Here is a 16,011-nt window from a genome sequence, read left to right on the forward strand (position 1 = left end):
TTCCCTCCAATTATAATAAATATCTTTTCTTAAATTACAGTGCATTTTCCTCTTCTTAAGAACTCTCCTCTTCCTTCTTTTCCTGTATATTCTCCGTCTTCTGCAATAACTTCTCCTCTTGAAAGTGTCATAACTGGATAACCGCTTAATTCAAATCCTTCAAAAGGTGTATAATCAACATTTTCATGGAGCATGTTAACTGTTACCTTCATTTTTTTATCAGGATCATAAATAAACATATCTGCATCTGATCCTACAGCTATAGTTCCCTTCTTAGGATACATTCCATATATTTTTGCAGGATTTGAAGCTGTGACTTCAACTATCTTTTCGAAACTCAATCCATTTTTAGGACCATATGTTAACATAAGTGGCATTCTAAGTTCTATTCCTGGAGCTCCATTTGGTATTTTACTGAAATCATTTATACCCAATTCTTTCTGTTTCATAAAGAATGGACAGTGGTCTGTTGATACAGTTTGCAGATCTCCTTCTCTAACAGCCCTCCATAATTCACTCCAATTGGATTTATTCCTAATAGGTGGTGACATTACATATTTTGAACCTCCAAAATTCTCTTCATGGTAACATTCCTCAGAAAGGAGCAAATACTGTGGACATGTTTCTCCCATTACCGGAAGTCCTTTGGCTCTGGCTGCCCTGATTTCCTCTACAGATTCTTTACAGCTGCTATGAACAACCATGAGAGGAGCTTTTGCTATCTCTGAAAGAACAATTGCCCTGTTAGCTGCCTCTCCTTCAATTACAGCAGGTCTTGAAAGAGGATGATATTCCGGTCCTATTTTCCCTTCTTTTAAGAATTTTTCCGTCAAATATTTTATTACATAATAGTTCTCACAGTGTACTCCTATTATAGCTCCTTCATTAGATGCAGTTTTAAGTATTTTTATCAGATCATCATCTTCAACCCTCATATTATCATATACCATAAATACCTTGTAACTACTGTATCCTGCCTGCACCATTTTAGGTATCTCTTCGAGAGTTTTACCTTTTGTATCAGTTACTGCAATATGAATTCCATAATCAATGCAAGCTTTACCATCAGCTTTTTCTCTCCATATCTTAGCTGTATTTTCCAAGGTATCTCCAATAGGCTGAATTGCATAATCTATAACAGAAGTTGTTCCACCTACAGCAGCTGCCCTTGTTCCTGTTAAAAAATTATCACTGGAGAAGGTGCCTCCAAAAGGCATATCCAAATGTGTATGTGCATCAATTCCTCCCGGGAAAACATATTTTCCCTCTGCATCAATTACCTTTTTCGCATCTGAATCTGCCATTTTTAAAGATATCTCTTCTATCTTGCCATCCTTTATTCCTATATCTCCTTTATATCTGTCAGAAGCTGTAACTATAATCCCATTTTTAATTAAGGTATCAAATTTTCCCATTTACATATCTCCCCTTTTAATAAAGTTTTACTGTGCATCTATATTTAAAATAGCATTAAGCAGTACATTAGCTCCCTTTAAACAGTTCTCAACCGGAGTGTATTCGATTTCACAATGACTATGCCCATCAATACTAGGTACAAATATCATACTTGTAGGCACTACATCTGCTGCGTATTGTGCATCATGTCCTGGGCCACTATACATTCTCTTGCTCGAATATCCAAGATCGTCTACAGCCTTCGCAACTGCTTCAACATTGTTTTTATTGAATACCACTGTGTTACGACCCCAAAGTTCTTCATAAGAAACCTCACATTTGCTAATTTCTTTCGGAATTTTATTTATTATATCAACTACTTGACTTATCACCTTAGGATCCTGATGTCTTGCATCCAGAGTAAATTTCACATCATCTGGTATTATTGTATGGATATTTGGCGAACAAGTTATTCTTCCGGTAGTGTATACCAATTTACTATCCAATTTATCTAACTCATTGTGAAGCCATATTATAGCGTTAGAAGCTGCAAATAGAGCATCCTTTCTGTAACTCATAGGAGTTGTACCTGCATGGTCTGCCTGCCCTTTAAATGAAAATTCATAATTTACCATGCCACATACACCTTCAACTATACCTATATCTTTCTTCTCTGCATCAAGTACTGGTCCTTGTTCTATATGCAATTCAAATAATGCCTTCACATTTTTAGGATCCATTCTATTTTTAATGTCACCCTTATATCCACTTGCCTCAAGTGCCTCTTTAAATGCAGTTCCTTTTGTATCTTTAGATTGAAGCATTTTCTCTTTCTCAAATTTTCCTGTTATAACGCCTGATGACATCATTGCAGGATCAAAACGAGCTCCTTCCTCATTGGTCCATACTATTACAGTTATTGGATGTCTGTGAGGTATTTTTTCAGTAGTTATTGTTTCAACAGCTTCCATAGCAGTTAAAACTCCAAGTACTCCATCATAGTTACCTCCCTGGATAACTGAGTCCAAATGAGATCCTGTCATAATCCATGGTAATTTCTCATCTCCAGGAATGGTAGCATATATATTTGCCATATCATCAGTTACAATATGAGCACCCATTTTTTTCATTCTATTGCAAAATTCAGTTCTGGCTTCAAGTGCAGCAGGTGACAAAGATAATCTTGTAATTCCACCTCTTCCAGTAGCTCCAAACGTGCTAAAAGTTTTAATTTTTTCCTCAAGCCTTTTTTCATTACATTTAAACATAATCATCTCTCCTTTAAATAATATTTATTTAATAAACAATCTATTTACAATATCTTGATATTAATCTGTGGACAGTACTCTGTGAAATATTTAAATATTTAGCCACTTCATAGGAACTCTTATATACCTTTTTCGCCCTTCTCACAATTTCCGCCTTATACCTGTCTATGATTTCATTCAAGTCATATATTCCATGTGTATAGAATTAGTCTGTTCTATAATATCAAAGTTATTCTTTTTAAAGGTCCGGTAATACTTCCCGTCAGAACTTCCTTAGGAATTATATAATTGGGAAAAGGTGCACTTATAACTAAAATCTCTAAAAGATATTCAAGTTCTCTTATGTTGCCAGGCCAAGAGTAATTATTCAATATTGTTTTTGAATATTCAGATAAATTTATCATGATATTGTATTTAATGTTAAACAAGTTTAAATAGTAATTAAGCAGTATGTCTATGTCTTCTCTCCCTAAGAGGTGGAATTTTAACTACTCCAAGGGCCAATCTGTAATACAGGTCTTCCCTGAACCTGCCTTTCTTTACTAATTGGAGCAAATCCTTATTTGTAGCTGCAATTATTCTGATATCTATTTTTTTTGGATGGATTGCTCCTACAGGAATATATGTTTTTTCTTGAACTAGCTGCAGCAATTTTGCCTGTAATGTAAAAGGAAGTTCTCCAATTTCGTCTAAAAAAGGTGTACCTAAATTAGCCTGTTCTACAATTTATAGTCACGAAAGGTTTGTTCTTCCTTAAGCTTAAGTCATATATCCTATTTGCCAGGAATGTTTTTCCTGTGCCTGATTCTCCAAGCAGCAGCAAATTTATGTCTCTAATAGATAGCTTACCTATACTAACCAGCAGTTCTTTCATTTTTTTACTTTTAAATTTTACTGAATTTACTGAGTTTGTGGTATTGAAATACCCATTCTTCTTTTTTAATTTTCTGACTTTACGATTTATTGATTGAATTGTATTTTTTAGTTGAGTGGCTTCACTTATATCTCTGCAATTTTCAACTACATATATAACCTCATGGCTTTCATTAATGTTCTTCAAAAGCCCCCATTGCAATAAATTGCAATTCCTTTTCCATCCGTGATAAAGATTTCATCAAAGGAGTTTTCCAGCACATATTCAAGAAATCCATTTATTCTCTTACCTAATATAATAACACAAATCTTATAATCTGTACATTCGGTTACATACAATTTCTCCAGATCCATATACATGCTTTCAAGAAAAGTAACTTTATTTTCTGGATTCATATTTAAATATAGCGACTATAGATAAAATAGGATTTTCTAAAACATCCACAGAACTTTCAAAAGGAGCGTCTTCAGGTTTAGTAATTACAATGTAAGATCTACACTCAATAGTTATTTCATTTTCTTTACTTTCAATTATTCTTCCGACAAATTCCATATAATCTCCCGCATGAACAGGATAAAACAGTCTTACATTCGGTACGGCCTTACATCTTCCTATATTTCCAAACTTTTTTGAAGCTATACTATCAGCCAAATCTCCCATAAGTGTTATTGATCTGGAACCATTTACAATGCCGCCGCCATAGAATTCATCCTTTGAAGACATTCTATACCTAAAAGAGTATGTCTTAATACTTTCCATGTTTTTTCCTCCCTAATTAAACATTGACTGCATATTTTACAGTTTAACTTCTCTCCAGGGGTCCCTTATAATCCCATCAGGTTGTTCTCCCCTCTGTAATTCTTTTTTCACTACTAAAATACTTGTGGCTTCAGCAATTAATTTAGGCTTCTCAAAATATGTCATAAGTTCTTTCGGCACATTGCCCTTATTTATTCTCCATGTAGGAGTTGCAATTTTATACGTCTCAAGTCTTATGGTTCTTGAAGTGTTCCCGGACTTAATTAATGTAGCTTTGAATTCCAAGTAATCTCCCAAATATACATCCTCATAAAATTCAGCATTATGATATCCAAGACAAAGGGATTCATCTCCAAAACATAGAATCATAATTTCAGTTTCTACATCTCCCCAGTAGTCAAATTGTCTGGTGACATTTATAATTCCCCGATCATTTGCAAAATCTTCAGTTGAAATTTTTTTATTTAATACAGCTGTTTCTCTCATAATTACCTCCAAAAATCTAAAATATACCTTCCTTCCTCATATCCATATTCTTATTCACTTAAATTAAACAATTTCTCATCATATTGTCATGTTGTCCTAAAAGAGAAACTGTAAAATCATGTTTCCCGAATTTCCCCATCATTTTAAACCTCATTTTATACATGGTCGATTATAAGAAATTCGGGATTTACACACTCACAAGCTAATTCTAATAAATACTAGTCTATTTTAAATGCTTTATCTTGAACCCCTCTCTGAAACTCTTTCTTAACTACCAGAGTTCCTGTTGCTCTACCACAAAGAAGTGGTTTTTCCAGCACATTTGCTGCCGATATAGCCATGTTTTCATCTCTTGTAAGTTCAATATATTTGTATGCCTCAAACTTACAAGTTCTGGAACTTTTTCCTTCTTCCTCTATCCATCCTACATATTCCATGAAATCTCCTGCATAAACAGGTGCTGTAAATTCAATATCCTTATAACCTGCAAACAAGCTTTCATCTCCATCATTTCTTATCATCAATTCTGTTCCTACATCTCCCCAGAAATCCACTATATGTGATCCATTTACTAATTCTCCTGCATAATGTGCCTCTCCTGCAGACATTCTAACTTTTAAACTTACCTTTTTACCTATCATTTTAAATCCCCCTTAAATATAAATTTTATTTAAAAATGCTTCCACTTACTACCAGTTGTTGAATTTCATTAGTTCCTTCATAAATCTGAGTTATCTTTGCATCTCTCATCATTCTTTCCACATTGTAACCTTTCATGTATCCATTCCCACCAAGCATCTGTACAGCTTCAGTTGTAACTTCCATTGCAGTATTCGTACAAGCATATTTTGCCATAGCAGCAGGAACAGTATATGATCTTCCATTATCCTTTTCATAAGCTGCTTTATATAAAAGCAGTTTCGCTTGCTCAATTTTTATTTTTAATTCTGCCATTTTAAATCCCAGATACTGATTTTTATACAAAGGCTTGCCAAACTGCTCTCTTTCCATTAAATACTTTCTTGCAATTTCAAATGCTCCTTCTGCAATTCCTATTCCTTGGGCTGCGACTCCCATTCTTCCTCCATCAAGAGCATTCATAGCTATTTTAAATCCTTTACCTTCTTCTCCTATTAAATTCTCTTTTGGTATCTTAACGTTTTCAAAGAAAACCTCTGAAACTTTTGCAGAACGTATACCCATTTTATTCTCTATTCTTCCAATTCTTATTCCTGGCGTATTCATTTCAACAATAAATGCAGATAATCCCTTAGTTTTAGCTTCCGGATTAGTAGAGGCAAATACAATACAGTAATCTGCTAAAGGCCCATTTGTAGTAAAACACTTTGATCCATTTAAAATGTAATAATCATTTTCTCTTTTTGCCTTCGTTATAACTCCTGATGCATCCGAACCTGCATTTGGCTCTGTAAGACCAAATGATCCTAGAGACTTTCCTGAAAAAACTAGAGGTAGATATTTTTTCTTCTGCATTTCTGAGCCAAAATTATTTATACAGCCTCCATACAAGGATGTACATACAGAATATGAAATTCCCATAGATGCATCAACTTTAGATATTTCCTCAATAGCAAGCACATATTCCATATATCCTGCACCGGATCCACCATATTCTTCAGCATACGGCAAACCAATTAACCCTGTCCTACCTAACTCTCTATATGCTTCTATAGGATATTCACTATTTTCATCTCTTTCTAAAACACCTGGAAGCAAATAATCTTCTGTTAGTTTTTTAACTGTATCAACGACTTGCTTTTGCTGAGCCGTTAATTCAAAGTTCATTAAAAACACCCCTTTCTAAGAATTCTTTGTTTTTAAATATGTTCATCTACATATTAGAGCAACTTATGTGCCAATCATAATTTTGTGTAATTCAAATACAGTCTTTTATATGTAGAATCAATAATAGCAATTATCCTTAAATAAAAAAGTTATTAGAAAGCAGTGTTATATTAATCTATATAAGTCAATGTTGAATTATTTATGCAACCCAATACTGAATTTTTAAGTCATAAATGAATTGTTTTATTTATAAATTAATTTTTGATAAGACCACTGATATAAAAATTACTATACATCCAATAATCATCTTTTTAGTGAATACTTCTCCTAATAAAAGTACAGACAATAACAGACCAAATACTGATTCCAGTGATATGAGTATTGATGTATGTGTATCAGAAGTATATTTTTGTGCAACATTTTGAATTGAAAATGCAATAGTAGTATTAAATATTACAAGATATAATATTCCAATAACAGCTTTATTATCTATCACGTCAATATTAGGTTCAAATATTAAGGCACTTATAAGCGTAAGTAATCCTGCAGTTACTAATTGAATGGTAGTCAATTGTATTGGATCAATATCTTTAACATAAATACCTATAAACACTATTTGAAAGGCAAACACCAAAGCATATAATAACGTTAGACCATCTCCATAAGCTATAGAAAAATCTTGTTGTAAACTTAAAAAACCAATTCCAATTAACATCATAAAACCTGCTAATATAGAATTAATAGTCGGCTTTTTTTTAGTTAATATCCATGAAATAAATGGGACCAATACAGTATATGAGGCTATTAAAAATGCTTGTTTTCCTGCTGTAGTATATTTAAGACCCACAGTCTGAAGTGTTTGTCCAACGTACAAGAATATTCCGATAATAACGCCCGCCGATATGGTTTTTCTACCTATCTTTCTTATTTTATTAAAAAATATTATCATAATAAGTAATCCAGAACACAAAAATCTAAACGATAATAGATACAATGGGGTAATACTTGATAAAGCTATTTTGGCAGCTATAAAGCCTCCTCCCCATATAACAGCAACTAATAACAGAGAAATATCTGCAATTAAAGATTTTTTCTTCATTGATAAATTTTTCATTTCTATGCTCCTTTGTCTATTACATAATAAAAAGTCTACTATAATATATTAATAGTTATATAATATCAATTCCAATAGTTTTTCTCAATATAAGGTGCAAAATGCAATATAATACTACTTTATAAAATCTGTTTGACATGGTAAAAATTTTATGTTAGTGTATAAAAGTAATGGTGATGGAGTTCACCATAATTGCGGATGCGCTAATGACTCCTGTTTTAAATTATTAAGACAGGAGTTTAATTATTTTTTGATAAATTGTATCTTAAGTTTATACACAATAATTAAAATAATAATCAAGGAGAAAAATAAATGAGAAAGTACATTTTTATTGGATTGGGTGGTTTTTTTGGCGCAATACTAAGAAGTTTCATAAAAAATACTAATATTTTAAATCACAACACACTAATACCGTTTGATACATTATTTATAAATATTAGTGGAAGTTTTATGTTAGCTTTTATCCTTACAACAGTAATTAAATACTTAAAAATCGATGAAAATATACAGCTTGGAATTTCAACAGGATTTGTAGGAACATATACAACATTTTCTACATTATGTAAAGAAATGGTAGCCTTAATAACTAATAAATTCTACTACGCCGCAATATCTTATGTTATTATCTCACTATTAATTGGTTTTACTGCTGTATACCTTGGCATATTTGCTGCAAATAAATTTAATTCAGCAATGAAGAAATTTCAGAATAAATCAGATAATGAAAAAAATATTCAAGATATAGATGATATAATTTAAATTTTAGGGGGATATAACATGAATTATTTACTAGTTGGCGCAGGTGGCATACTAGGAAGTATTACAAGATATCAACTCGGGAAAGCAATATCCGGACACACTAATACTAAATTCCCTTTTGGAACATTTATAATAAATATAACCGGCGCCATTATACTTGGTATTTTGACCTCTGCTCACCTCGGAACCAATATGTACTCCTTTCTGGGAGATGGATTTTTAGGTGCATATACAACCTTTTCTACGTTTATGTATGAAGGTTTCAACTTATTCAAGTATAACGAAAAATTAAATGCACTTGTATATATTTTAATATCCATTCTGCTGGGAATAACTGGATTCCTAATAGGACTAAAAATACATTGAATATAAACCAAACAAAAAGACCACATAATTAGAAGTTTTCTAACTATGTGGATATTTTAAGCAGAGATTGCCTTGAATTAACTCTTCTCAGCAGCCTCTGCATCCTGTTTAGTAATGTGAATTGTACCATATGGGTGTTCAGGGGGTGCATAAATCGAATACAATTTAAGCGATTTATTACCTGTATTAATGACATTATGCCATGTACCTGATGGTACCATTATAGCGTAACCATCATAAACCCTTCTTTCAAAATCCAAGTTATGTTTGCTTTTACCCATTTTAACAGTCCCTTGTCCTTCTTCTATACGCAAAAATTGATCAACATTAGGATGAACTTCTAGACCAATATCATCACCAGGATTGATACTCATTAAAGTAACCTGAAGGTGTTTACCCGTCCATATAGCAGTTCTGAAATTATTATTTCTTTCAGTTGCATCATCAATATTTACTACAAAAGGTTCTGATCCATGATCTTTTAATTCTTTAATATTTTGTTCATTTGAAGCTCTTAGGAAATTAAAATTCGGATCTTTTTCGAGCTCATGATCAAATGGAATATATCTATCACTGGATTGTTTAAGATAAGGGCACCTATAAGCATTATATCCGCGGTACATTGCCATATTCTTTAGGTATTCACATGGATAATTATTGTACATAATTAAACCTCTCTTTAATATTATTACAGATTTATAATATGCGTTAGGACCTTGAAGTGTTACGAATTAGAAATTTACATTAGAAAATATTATGTTAAAATAAATTATATTCTAAATTTATATAAATATAAAAAAGGGGGTTACAACATATGTACAGTTTTAGAAATGATTATAGTGAAATTGCACATCCAAAAATATTAGATGCTCTTATAGGATCAAATCTTATTCAATCGGATGGATATGGAGAGGATGAATACACTAAAGAAGCCATCAAATTATTAAAATATAAACTACAGGGAAATAATATAGACATACATTTTTTGGTTGGTGGAACACAGACAAATTTAGTTGCCATTTCGGCATTTTTAAGGCCGTATGAGGCAGCAATTGCCGCAAATACAGGCCATATTCTTTCACATGAAACTGGTGCCATTGAAGCAACAGGTCATAAAATCATATCTGTTAAATCTGAAAATGGAAAACTGAATCCGGAAAATATTCAATCTGTCTTAGATAAACATACTGATGAACATACGGTAAAACCAAAACTAGTTTACATTTCAAATTCTACGGAAATAGGCTCTATATATACAAAAGAAGACCTCAAGGCTCTAAATACATTCTGTAGAAATAAAAATCTCATTCTTTACATGGACGGAGCACGCCTGAGTTCAGCTTTATGCTCAAATAAAAACGACATAGAATTTTCTGATCTAACTAAACTATTAGATGCTTTTTATATAGGAGGGACAAAGAATGGTGCATTAATTGGGGAAGCACTTGTAATTTGCAAAGATTCCCTAAAAGAAAATTTTAGATTTAATATAAAACAAAAAGGTGCGCTGCTTGCAAAAGGACAAATATTAGGTCTGCAGTTCCTTGAACTTTTTAAAGATAATCTGTACTTCACTTTGGCAGCTCATGCTAATAATATGGCCTATATCTTACACGATGCCATAAAAGAAGAAGGATTTAGTTTTTTTTCTGATTCTTATACAAATCAGATTTTCCCAATTATGCCTGATAAAATTATAAACAAACTTCAAAAAAAGTATGCATTTAATATATGGGATAAAATTGACAAAGACACTTCCATTATTAGACTCGTAACTTCTTGGGCAACAGACAAAGACAAGGTATCAGAATTTATCTGTGATTTAAAGGAAAGCAGAATTTAATATAAAAAACTGACTGCTAAAAAATTAAAGCAGTCAGTCCTTCTCAACATCGAATTATATTTGCTCTAGTTAATCTCATTCTAAGCTTGGGCCCCAGAATCACAGCAATTATAATCTTTATAATATCACCTGGTATAAACGGAATTACACCTAATAAAAATGCCGAACTTGCCGATATATGTGCTTGATATGCCAGCCATATGCTTCCAAATATGTAACACACTACTGTACCAAGTATCATACCAATAAAACATAAATACCATTTATTTATAAAATTATCAATAAATAATCCTGAAATAACAGCCATAAATATAAAACCTATTATATATCCTCCAGTTAGTCCAAAAAGTTTTGTTGCTCCACCCGAAAAATTTGAAAATACAGGTAATCCGACTAATCCAAGAAGCATATATATTACATAGCTTGTAACTCCCTTTTTCATTCCAAGTATATATATTGCAATATATATTGCAAAATTCGTAAATGAAATAGGTACAGGACCAATCGGAATTGATAAAGGTCCAAGAATACATATAACCGCAGCCATAACCCCTATTAAAGCCATATTATGTATATTTTGTCTATTATTCATATAATCAAGCTCCTATCTTTATTTTGATATATCAAATCCTAAATCTGTAAGCATTTTTTTATCCTGTAAAACATTATTTCCTACAGTTGTGAGCATATCTCCAGTAATTGTTGCATTGGCACCAGACAAAAATATTTTACTCATATCCTTTTTGAAATAATTCCTTCCTGCAGCCATACGAATATATTTGGTTGGATTTATATATCTGAAAATAGCAATTGTCCTTAAAATTTCTTCTTCTTTAAGTGGCTTTAAATTCTGAAAGCAAGTACCCTTAATTGGCATAAGTACATTTATTGGAATAGAATCCACATCCAATTCTGATAAACTTAAAGCCATATCTATACGATCTTTCCATGTTTCTCCCATACCAATAATTCCTCCGGAGCATATTTTAAGACCTGCCTTTTCTGCTAGATTAATCTCATTAATTTTATCTTCATATGTATGGGTCGTACACACATTCGGAAAATTACGTCTTGATGTTTCTATATTGGTATGATACATAGAAACACCTGCCTCTTTTAATTGTAAAAATTCTTTTTCTGATAAAAGACCATGTGATGCACAAAGTTTTATATCACATTCCTTATTCATTTTTCTATATGCCTCAATTGCTCTATCAAAATCTTTCCCATTTAAGCTTCTCCCGGCAGTAACAATAGAATATCTATGCACTCCCATGAGTTCATTCTTTTTGCAGTCTTTAACAATTACATCCGGGTCTAAAAATTCGTATTCATTAATTCCTGTATGGTGATATGATGATTGTGCGCAAAACTTACAGTTTTCACTGCATCTGCCACTTCGACCATTTACAATCGTACAGAGATCAACCTTATTACCACACAGCTTTCTACGAATCATATCTGCACCTTTAAGTAATTCATCAATATCTACTAATAAAAAATAATTAAAGCTTTCCCCTCTCTTCAGACGTCTCCCATTTATAATTTCTTCTGCTAAATGTTCCATAAAATTTCCTCCACTTAATTTCAATTTAAAGTTATATAGCAATATTTATTAAATTATATATTAATAAATATTCATTGTCAACTATAATATAGCTATTAGTTTACAATGAAAATTTATTTAGTATATTGGTATAAGTATGCTCCCAAAAGGTCCGATAATATAGTCTACATTTCAATATTATAAATAAAATGGAGGGATTTTAATTGAAAATGAAAAATATGCAAAATAAATACAAAGCATGGTTGACTCATTAAATAAAATATCAAATATCTCTAAAGAGTCCTCTGACAATATTCAAAGTATAGCGGCAGCTTCAGAAGAACAAATGGCAATAATGAAGGAAGTAGCTGAGGTAGCTGAAAATATGTCTAATATGGCTATGAAACTAGATTCTGATATAAGTATCTTTAAGATATAGTTCTACTATTAACTTAGGCTTGTAAACACTATGCTTTCTAAAAAATAAAATAATATTATTTATATTGAAAATTGTGATACATAAGGGTATAATAAAAGTATACTAAATAAGTATACTTTTAGATTTACTCTTTAAATATAATTCACTTACTGATATATTATGATTAGGAGGTATCGTTTATGTTTTTTAAAACCACAGAGCAACATGAAAAATTAAGAGCAAAAATAAGACAATTTGCTGAAGAAGAGGTAAAACCTATTGCATTTATGCTGGATCAAGAGAATAAATTTCCATCTGACGCAATTGATAAATTGGCTAAAATGGGGATGATGGGGATACCATATCCCAAAAAATACGGTGGTGCTGAACTCGATGTAATAAGTTATGCAATTGCTGTAGAAGAATTATCCAGAGTGGATGGTGGCACAGGTGTAATTCTTTCTGCACATACATCTTTAGGAACATATCCTATAGCTGCTTACGGTACAGAAGAGCAAAAGAAAAAATATCTGCTTCCATTATCAAAAGGTGAAAAACTTGGTGCATTTGGTCTTACAGAAGAAAATGCCGGAAGCGATGCAGGTGGCACAGAAACAACTGCTGTTTTAGAAGATGATCATTATATACTAAATGGTGAGAAAATATTTATAACTAATGGTGGAGAAGCTGATATATATGTAATTTTCGCAATTACCACTCCTAACATCGGTACTCATGGTATTAGCGCATTTATCGTTGAAAAAGGTATGGAAGGATTTACATTTGGGAAACATTATGATAAAATGGGTATTCGTTCTTCCATTACTTCAGAATTAATTTTTAATGATGTAAAAGTACCAAAAGAAAATCTATTAGGTAAAGAAGGCGAAGGTTTCAAAATTGCCATGTCTACATTGGATGGCGGCCGCATAGGTATAGCCGCTCAAGCTCTTGGAATTGCTCAAGGTGCTTACGAACATGCACTGGAATATTCAAAAGAGAGAATTCAATTTGGAAAACCAATCTGCAAACAACAGGTAATTTCCTTTAAACTTGCGGATATGGCTACAAAATTAAGGGCAGCAAGATTTCTAATATACAGTGCCGCTGAACTTAAAAGCAATCATGAACCTTACAGCATGGAAGCTGCTATGGCAAAGCAATATGCCTCTGATACATGCCTTGAAATCGTAAATGATGCACTTCAGATATTTGGTGGAAGTGGATATCTAAAAGGTATGGAGGTTGAACGTGCATATAGAGATGCTAAAATTTGCACAATATATGAAGGGACTAATGAAATTCAACGTGTCGTTATTGCTGCTCACATCATAGGTAAAACACCAAAAACACAGCAAAATACAGGTGGAACATTTAAAGCTCAGCCTGCAACAGGGTATCGTAAAAAAATCATTTTCAAAGATGGATCTCTTAAAGAAAAGGTAGACTCTCTCGTAGAGGCTCTTAAGTCAGACGGATATGATTTTTCAGTTGGTATACCTATAGACACTCCTATTCCAAAGGCTGAAAGAGTTGTCAGTGTTGGTCTTGGTGTAGGAGAAAAGAAAAATATGAAACTTATAAAGGATCTTGCTATTCAGGCGGGTGCAGCAATAGGTTCTTCACGTCCTGTAGCAGAAACACTTAAATATGTTCCTCTTGACCGTTATGTTGGTATGTCCGGTCAAAAGTTTAAGGGTAATCTTTATATTGCTTGTGGTATTTCAGGTGCAGGTCAACACTTAAAAGGTATAAAAGATGCATCAACCATTGTTGCAATAAATATTGATCCACATGCTAAAATATTTAAAAATGCCGATTATGGAATTGTCGGTGATATGTGTGAAGTATTACCTCTTCTTACTGCCGCTTTAGACAATGGAGAACCAAAAAAGCCAGCTCCTCCAATGAAGAAAATGAAGAGAACAATTCCAAAAAAAGTAGTTCCAAATTGGAAACATTATGTATGCAACGGATGCGGATATGAATATGACCCAGCACTGGGTGATATGGAAGGCGATATAGCCCCAGGTACATTATTTGAAAATATACCTGATGAATGGTCTTGCCCTGCTTGTGGTGAGGATAAAGACATGTTTGTAGAAATTTGATTATTATTTAATTATTATAAATAAACTTAAGGGAGGATTAACTGTATGTATTGTGTTAGAAAAGTAACTGATGATCTCTACTGGGTAGGTGGAAATGACAATCGACTCTCATTGTTTGAGAATATTCATCCTATTCCAAGAGGTGTTTCTTATAACTCATATTTACTTTTAGATGAAAAAACAGTCCTTTTTGATACTGTGGATTGGTCTGTCTGCCATCAATTCTTTGATAATATTGAGGCTGTTTTAGGTGATAGGACTTTAGACTATCTAATAATAAATCATGTTGAGCCTGATCATGCGGCTTGTATTGAAGAAATTATTCTTCACTATCCAGATGTAAAAATTATAAGCAGTAAAAAGGCAGATTTATTCATGCATCAATTTGGTTTTTGTACGGATAACAGAATAACTGAAGTAAAAGAAGGAGATACTGCTTCCTTCGGCAAACACGAAGTTACATTTGTATCAGCTCCAATGGTACATTGGCCAGAAGCAATGGTAACCTATGATACTACTAATGGAGCATTATTCTCAGCTGATGCTTTTGGAACCTTTGGTTCATTAAATGGTAAATTATTTAATGATGAGATGGATTTTGACCGTGATTGGATCGACGATGCTAGAAGGTACTATACAAATATTGTTGGAAAATATGGTCTTCAAGTTCAAGCACTTTTAAAAAAGGCAAGTAAACTTGATATAAAATTCATTTGTCCACTTCATGGTCCAGTATGGCGTAACAATTTAGGCTACTTTTTAGATAAATATGATAAATGGAGCAGCTATGAACCAGAAGAAAAAGGTGTACTCATAGTCTATGGATCAATGTATGGCAATACAGAAAATGCTGCCACAATTTTAGCTGCAAAATTGATTGAAAAAGGCATAACTAATGTTAAAATGTATGATGTTTCAAAAACTCATGTCTCATACTTGATTTCTGAATCATTTAAGTACAGCCATATAGTTCTTGCTTGTCCAACCTATAACTTGAACATATACCCTCCAATGCTCGACTATCTGATGGATATGAAGGCATTGAATCTCCAAAAACGTACATTTGCCATTTTAGGAAATGGTACATGGGCTCCTCAATCTGCAAAATTAATACACGAATTCCTTGACAATATGAAAGAAATGGATGTATTAGAAGATGATATGATAGTTACTTCTTCTGTAAAGGATAATAACATTGATTCAATTAATGTTATTGCTGACAACATTATAAAGTCAATTAACTGATTTATAAAAGCAGAGCCAATC

General features: G+C 32.5%; 19 protein-coding genes, 1 pseudogene and 1 riboswitch. Of the genes and pseudogenes, 6 read left to right on the top strand and 14 right to left on the bottom strand.

The features are described 5' to 3' along the window. Positions 1–29 precede the first annotated feature (29 nt). The 11 genes and pseudogenes from hydA to D4Z93_RS08160 all read right to left on the bottom strand — a co-directional run bounded on the left by hydA (position 30) and on the right by D4Z93_RS08160 (position 7,702). Positions 30–1,415 (bottom strand): dihydropyrimidinase, encoded by a 1,386-nt coding sequence (hydA, locus tag D4Z93_RS08110; protein ID WP_119972310.1) that lies wholly within the window; start codon positions 1,413–1,415, stop codon positions 30–32. A gap of 27 nt (positions 1,416–1,442) precedes the next feature. Continuing rightward, entirely contained in the window at positions 1,443–2,663 is a 1,221-nt protein-coding gene (locus D4Z93_RS08115; protein ID WP_119972313.1) for a Zn-dependent hydrolase, read from the bottom strand. Between the two features lie 40 nt (positions 2,664–2,703). Then, positions 2,704–2,844: a helix-turn-helix domain-containing protein gene (locus tag D4Z93_RS13685; protein WP_423243029.1), complete on the bottom strand. Its 141-nt coding sequence runs from the start codon at positions 2,842–2,844 to the stop codon at positions 2,704–2,706. Between the two features lie 34 nt (positions 2,845–2,878). Continuing rightward, positions 2,879–3,091, bottom strand: coding sequence for an AAA-type ATPase lid domain-containing protein (locus D4Z93_RS13710; protein WP_456064440.1), 213 nt, complete (start codon positions 3,089–3,091; stop codon positions 2,879–2,881). Positions 3,092–3,104: 13 nt separating this feature from the next. Beyond that, a pseudogene (locus D4Z93_RS08125) lies at positions 3,105–3,537 on the bottom strand (sigma 54-interacting transcriptional regulator). Positions 3,538–3,719: 182 nt separating this feature from the next. Further along, positions 3,720–3,890, bottom strand: coding sequence for a hypothetical protein (locus D4Z93_RS08135; protein ID WP_162920280.1), 171 nt, complete (start codon positions 3,888–3,890; stop codon positions 3,720–3,722). A 25-nt stretch (positions 3,891–3,915) separates the two neighbouring features. Then, positions 3,916–4,296 carry an acyl-CoA hydrolase gene (locus D4Z93_RS08140; RefSeq protein WP_119972325.1) on the bottom strand — a complete coding sequence of 127 codons (381 nt, stop codon included), beginning with the start codon at positions 4,294–4,296 and terminating at the stop codon, positions 3,916–3,918. Positions 4,297–4,332: 36 nt separating this feature from the next. Continuing rightward, positions 4,333–4,782: a beta-alanyl-CoA:ammonia lyase gene (locus D4Z93_RS08145; RefSeq protein ID WP_119972328.1), complete on the bottom strand. Its 450-nt coding sequence runs from the start codon at positions 4,780–4,782 to the stop codon at positions 4,333–4,335. A 218-nt stretch (positions 4,783–5,000) separates the two neighbouring features. Then, positions 5,001–5,423, bottom strand: coding sequence for a hotdog fold domain-containing protein (locus D4Z93_RS08150; RefSeq protein ID WP_119972331.1), 423 nt, complete (start codon positions 5,421–5,423; stop codon positions 5,001–5,003). A gap of 25 nt (positions 5,424–5,448) precedes the next feature. Then, entirely contained in the window at positions 5,449–6,588 is a 1,140-nt protein-coding gene (locus D4Z93_RS08155) for an acyl-CoA dehydrogenase family protein (protein WP_119972334.1), read from the bottom strand. A 247-nt stretch (positions 6,589–6,835) separates the two neighbouring features. Then, positions 6,836–7,702 carry a DMT family transporter gene (locus D4Z93_RS08160; RefSeq protein WP_119972337.1) on the bottom strand — a complete coding sequence of 289 codons (867 nt, stop codon included), beginning with the start codon at positions 7,700–7,702 and terminating at the stop codon, positions 6,836–6,838. Between the two features lie 163 nt (positions 7,703–7,865). Further along, positions 7,866–7,925, top strand: a riboswitch (Fluoride riboswitch). Between the two features lie 89 nt (positions 7,926–8,014). On the opposite strand from D4Z93_RS08160, the gene D4Z93_RS08165 reads away from it, so the two are divergent. Further along, complete coding sequence (locus tag D4Z93_RS08165; protein WP_119972340.1) at positions 8,015–8,461, top strand: fluoride efflux transporter FluC; 447 nt, start codon at positions 8,015–8,017, stop codon at positions 8,459–8,461. Between the two features lie 18 nt (positions 8,462–8,479). Then, on the top strand, positions 8,480–8,827 hold the full coding sequence (gene crcB, locus D4Z93_RS08170; RefSeq protein ID WP_119972343.1) for a fluoride efflux transporter CrcB: 348 nt from the start codon (positions 8,480–8,482) through the stop codon (positions 8,825–8,827). A gap of 77 nt (positions 8,828–8,904) precedes the next feature. Here the strand turns inward: crcB and D4Z93_RS08175 are convergent, their stop codons facing one another. Continuing rightward, positions 8,905–9,492: a cupin domain-containing protein gene (locus D4Z93_RS08175; RefSeq protein WP_119972346.1), complete on the bottom strand. Its 588-nt coding sequence runs from the start codon at positions 9,490–9,492 to the stop codon at positions 8,905–8,907. Between the two features lie 149 nt (positions 9,493–9,641). On the opposite strand from D4Z93_RS08175, the gene D4Z93_RS08180 reads away from it, so the two are divergent. Beyond that, positions 9,642–10,670 carry a threonine aldolase family protein gene (locus D4Z93_RS08180; protein WP_119972348.1) on the top strand — a complete coding sequence of 343 codons (1,029 nt, stop codon included), beginning with the start codon at positions 9,642–9,644 and terminating at the stop codon, positions 10,668–10,670. A gap of 43 nt (positions 10,671–10,713) precedes the next feature. Here D4Z93_RS08180 and D4Z93_RS08185 read toward each other — a convergent pair whose 3' ends face one another. Further along, complete coding sequence (locus D4Z93_RS08185) at positions 10,714–11,262, bottom strand: biotin transporter BioY (RefSeq protein WP_119972351.1); 549 nt, start codon at positions 11,260–11,262, stop codon at positions 10,714–10,716. An 18-nt stretch (positions 11,263–11,280) separates the two neighbouring features. Beyond that, positions 11,281–12,237, bottom strand: coding sequence for a biotin synthase BioB (gene bioB, locus D4Z93_RS08190; RefSeq protein WP_119972354.1), 957 nt, complete (start codon positions 12,235–12,237; stop codon positions 11,281–11,283). 238 nt (positions 12,238–12,475) lie between these two features. On the opposite strand from bioB, the gene D4Z93_RS08195 reads away from it, so the two are divergent. The 3 genes from D4Z93_RS08195 to D4Z93_RS08205 all read left to right on the top strand — a co-directional run bounded on the left by D4Z93_RS08195 (position 12,476) and on the right by D4Z93_RS08205 (position 15,990). Then, a complete protein-coding gene (locus D4Z93_RS08195) occupies positions 12,476–12,655 on the top strand; it encodes a hypothetical protein (protein ID WP_199798385.1) in 180 nt (59 codons plus the stop codon). A 179-nt stretch (positions 12,656–12,834) separates the two neighbouring features. After that, positions 12,835–14,745 carry an acyl-CoA dehydrogenase family protein gene (locus tag D4Z93_RS08200; protein ID WP_119972357.1) on the top strand — a complete coding sequence of 637 codons (1,911 nt, stop codon included), beginning with the start codon at positions 12,835–12,837 and terminating at the stop codon, positions 14,743–14,745. Between the two features lie 45 nt (positions 14,746–14,790). Beyond that, positions 14,791–15,990 (top strand): FprA family A-type flavoprotein, encoded by a 1,200-nt coding sequence (locus tag D4Z93_RS08205; RefSeq protein ID WP_119972360.1) that lies wholly within the window; start codon positions 14,791–14,793, stop codon positions 15,988–15,990. Positions 15,991–16,011: the final 21 nt, after the last annotated feature.

Source organism: Clostridium fermenticellae (genome assembly GCF_003600355.1).
Taxonomy (GTDB): Bacteria; Bacillota; Clostridia; order Clostridiales; family Clostridiaceae; genus Clostridium_AV; species Clostridium_AV fermenticellae.